The sequence below is a fragment of the Okeania sp. SIO2B9 genome (genome assembly GCF_010672505.1).
Classification (GTDB): Bacteria; Cyanobacteriota; Cyanobacteriia; order Cyanobacteriales; family Microcoleaceae; genus Okeania; species Okeania hirsuta.
Genome location: NZ_JAAHGK010000759.1, coordinates 1 through 3,825, shown reverse-complemented (window position 1 = coordinate 3,825; position 3,825 = coordinate 1). Strand labels below are relative to the sequence as shown.

3 protein-coding genes are annotated in these 3,825 nt (G+C 35.0%); 1 reads left to right on the top strand and 2 read right to left on the bottom strand.

The window, feature by feature from the left end; genetic code table 11:
* Together F6K13_RS22925 and wecB are read right to left on the bottom strand one after the other, a co-directional pair.
* Positions 1 to 108: a helix-turn-helix domain-containing protein gene (locus F6K13_RS22925; RefSeq protein ID WP_375340679.1), complete on the bottom strand. Its 108-nt coding sequence runs from the start codon at positions 106 to 108 to the stop codon at positions 1 to 3.
* A 638-nt stretch (positions 109 to 746) separates the two neighbouring features.
* On the bottom strand, positions 747 to 1,859 hold the full coding sequence (wecB, locus tag F6K13_RS22920; protein ID WP_124142713.1) for a non-hydrolyzing UDP-N-acetylglucosamine 2-epimerase: 1,113 nt from the start codon (positions 1,857 to 1,859) through the stop codon (positions 747 to 749).
* Positions 1,860 to 2,104: 245 nt separating this feature from the next.
* Here wecB and F6K13_RS22915 point away from each other — a divergent pair.
* Positions 2,105 to 3,825: PAS domain S-box protein (locus tag F6K13_RS22915; protein ID WP_287288487.1), on the top strand; the 1,721-nt coding region annotated here is incomplete at its 3' end.

The window sequence follows — 3,825 nt, the reverse complement described above, 5'->3', positions numbered from 1 at the left end:
TCACAGACTTAAACCCCAGTTATAGCACCATCTAGAGTAGCCCGCGTGTTGAGCCATCAAAGTTTTCTGTTTATTATTAAGTTTGAGCTTGGTTCTAATGGATTTCATGTATGCGTGAGCGCAGCCAGTCTAAATAGTATGCTTAAATACGTATTATATCGTTATTCGTTGATTAAGTCAATGCTCTACTAGAGTCTCTGAGCTAAAATGATTAGTAAAAAAGACCTAACCTTCTAACTTTCTAGGGGGAAAAGTCTGTATAGCAGTCGAAGCAAAGATATAAAGTTCATCCACACTGAGAAAGTTAGACTTACTACTGTTATAACTAAAGAGAACTTCAACAAGCGATCGCTAACTACAATAAAACTAAGGATGCAAATGCTTTGCTGAGAATGGAGTTATAGTTAAGCATCATTAAGAAAAATATTACAATATTAGGCGTTGCTGAAGCGCGTGTATGATATTAATTCTAATTACTTAGGAGTCAACCCACCCGCGCGCCTCTTCTAGGAGGGGAAGTCAGGAGGACTGAGTCAGGAGGGAAGAAAGAATAAGAAACTCCGAGTAGAAGGAGAAAGTTTTTTGCTCGCCCTCTTATCCTGAATGATATCATACCTATTTCTTCCTATTTAGTTACCGAAAAACTCCTTTCTATTTACTAACTCCTAACTCCTGTGAACTCATAAATTTATTCCGCAACGCCAAATAAAGAATGCGATAGAGACATATAACCGAGCAAAAATAGCTTAACCAAAATAACTTTTCACAATCTTCATAATTCTTTCTGAGGCATGACCGTCACCGAAAGGATTAATTGCCATTGCCATTTTTTCATACTTAGCAGCATCACTCAATAATTCCGCAGTAGCAGCCATAATATTAGTTGAATCAGTACCTACAAGTTTAGCAGTTCCTGCCATGATTGCTTCCGGCCTTTCTGTAGTTTCTCGTAATACTAAAACAGGCTTTCCTAAGCTCGGAGCTTCTTCTTGTAAACCACCAGAATCAGTTAATACTAAATAACAGTTATGAATTGCTCCTACTAATTGATTATAATCAAAAGGTTCTTCTAAAAAAACTCTGGGATGACTTTCTAAAATAGCTTTTAAAGGTTCTCTAACTGTAGGGTTTTTATGAAGAGGTAAAACTAAAGCTGTATCAGGAAACTTGTCTAAAATTTTGATAAATCCTTGAGCAATTTCTGTCAAAGGTTCTCCCCAATTTTCGCGTCGATGAACAGTTGCTAATATTACTCGGTATTTGTGCCAATCTAAACCATAAATATAACATTGAGGCTGAGTTTTCGCTACTTTTAACAAAGCATCAATGACCGTATTTCCTGTTTGATGAATTTCCCCTACTACTCCAGATTTGTGCAAGTTTTCTACAGCTAAATTGGTAGGAGCAAAATGTAATTGAGCTATCTGAGAAATTAAACGGCGGTTTGCTTCTTCAGGATAGGGATTCAATAAATCATTGGTTCGTAAACCTGCTTCTATGTGACCAACAGGAATTTTTTGATAAAATGCAGCTAGGGTAGCCGCAAAAGCGGTGCTAGTATCTCCCTGGACTAATACTAATTGAGGCTGCAGTTGCAGAAATAACGCTTCTAATCCTTGCAAACTTCGACACATAATATCTGTCAATGTTTGCCGAGTTTGCATAATTGCTAAATCCCGATCTGGACTAATTTCAAATAATTTCATTACCTGTTTTACCATTTCTCGATGTTGTCCAGTTAAAATTACCTGGGTTTTAAAATCTGGAGAACTTTGAAAAAGTTGGATAACTGGTGCTAATTTTATAGCTTCGGGGCGAGTTCCTAAAGTAATTGCTATTTGGATTGGAGTACTAAGCATTTTGGCTTAATTTTAGATTTTTTTCTAGACAGTCATCAAAATTATATAGTGTTTCTTGGTTGACTGAAGTACAGTAATTAGCCTTAAAAGAAAGACTTAAATCAGGGAGATAAAAAAGCTGTTTGCTGATGGCTATTTGCGTTTCGGCTGTCGCCGTACGCAGCATGACTTAGAAAGTTATAATTGCAACTACAGCTTAGGATTTGATTAAATAATAATATCTAGTATATCAGGAGGGGTATTATATGTCATGGTTATTTCTAACAACTATTAGTTCGAGTATCTTGCTGATGAATGTAATTTATTACCTACTACAACCAAGGTTAATGTTATTTAATTTAACATCAGATTTATTGATGGCACTGGCCTATTATTTGATCGCACTAATACTTACCTACTGTTTGATTAAACGACCAAATATGCCATTCAATTTAACTTTTTGGATGTTGGCAATTTTGATGATTTTTAGTGGTATTTCTTACAGTCAAAAAATTTGGAATCTACAGTCTCCTCATCATGGTCTATTAGGGTTAGTTAAAGGTACTACAGTAATAGTTGCTATTGTCACAATAATATTTTTAATTCGTTTAGCTCGAAAACTTTTAAAAAGACCTGATTTAATACAACTAGAAGCAACTAATGAGGAACTAGAAAAACAAATCAGAGAACGTATTTTAGCTGAAGAAAAAATATGCCTCCTGAATGCCAATTTGGAAGCTAGAGTACACAAGCGAACAGCAGATTTAAATCTTTTAAATCAAAAGCTAGAAAATGAAATCAATGAACGTATAGCATTTTCTGAAGCTTTAAAAAAATCTGAGGCTCGTTTAGCAGGTATTTTAGATATGGCGGAAGATGCAATTATTTCAGTAGATAGAAATAGAATTATTCAAATGTTTAACCAAGGAGCAGAAAAAATATTTGGTTATACAAATCAGGAAGCTGTGGGGCAATCACTTGGTAAATTAATTGTTTGGCAAGAGTCAAAATTCAACAACTCTCTAGAAGTAAAAAATCATCAAACAAAACATAGACTAGCTGTAGTTATTGCTAGGCGAAAAGATCGTACAGAATTTCCAGCAGAGGCATCAATTTCACAATTAGAATTAAAAGATGAAACTGTATTTACGATAATTTTGCGGGATATTAGCGAACAGCAAGCTGCACTTTACGAACGCAAACAAGCAGAACAAAAATTAGCTATTCAAGCTTCAGCAGCAGCAGCATTAGCAAAATTAGGTCAACGTGCTTTACAAAATATTTCTTTATTTGAGCTAATGTCAGAAGCAGTGTCCCTAGTTTGTCAGACTCTAAAACTAGACCATTGTCAAATTTGGGAATACTCATCAGATACTCAAACTTGGCAAATTAAAGCTAGTATGAATAAAGCAAAAACTTTAATCGCTCAACCAGTTGTTACTAAGGCTTTTGATTCTATTATTACTCACACTTTAGCTGCGGAAAAACCAGTTATTATTGAAGACCTCAACACTAAAATTTCAGAGTATCCAGACTTCAAACACTTGTTAAAGCAAGGTATTGTCAGTGGTATCAGTTTAATCATTCCGGGAAATCATCAATCAGTAGGAATATTAGCTGCTTATGCTACTAAAAAATATACTTTCACTCTTGATGATATTCACTTTTTACAGTCAGTGACAAATGTTCTCGCTAGTGCAATTGAACAAAATTTGATTCACTTAGCGCTACAACAACAATTACAACGTAGTCTTCTATTAGGACAAATTACTCAAGATATTCGCCAAAGTTTAGATGTACAGAGAATATTTGATACTACTGCAAAACAAATAGGTCAAGCTTTTCTCGTCAACCGTTGCGTTATTCATTCCTATCAGGTAGGAACAGTACCAAAAGTACCATTTGTAGCCGAGTATTTGGAAGAAGGATATCAATCGATCATGGATTTAGAAATTCCGGTAGTAGACAATCCTTACATAGAAAAGCT

Bases quoted from the DNA above. Each gene is read 5' to 3' on its own strand.
- wecB (WP_124142713.1), bottom strand. From the start codon at position 1,859: ATGCTTAGTACTCCAATCCAAATAGCAATTACTTTAGGAACTCGCCCC.
- F6K13_RS22925 (WP_375340679.1), bottom strand. From the start codon at position 108: ATGAAATCCATTAGAACCAAGCTCAAACTTAATAATAAACAGAAAACT.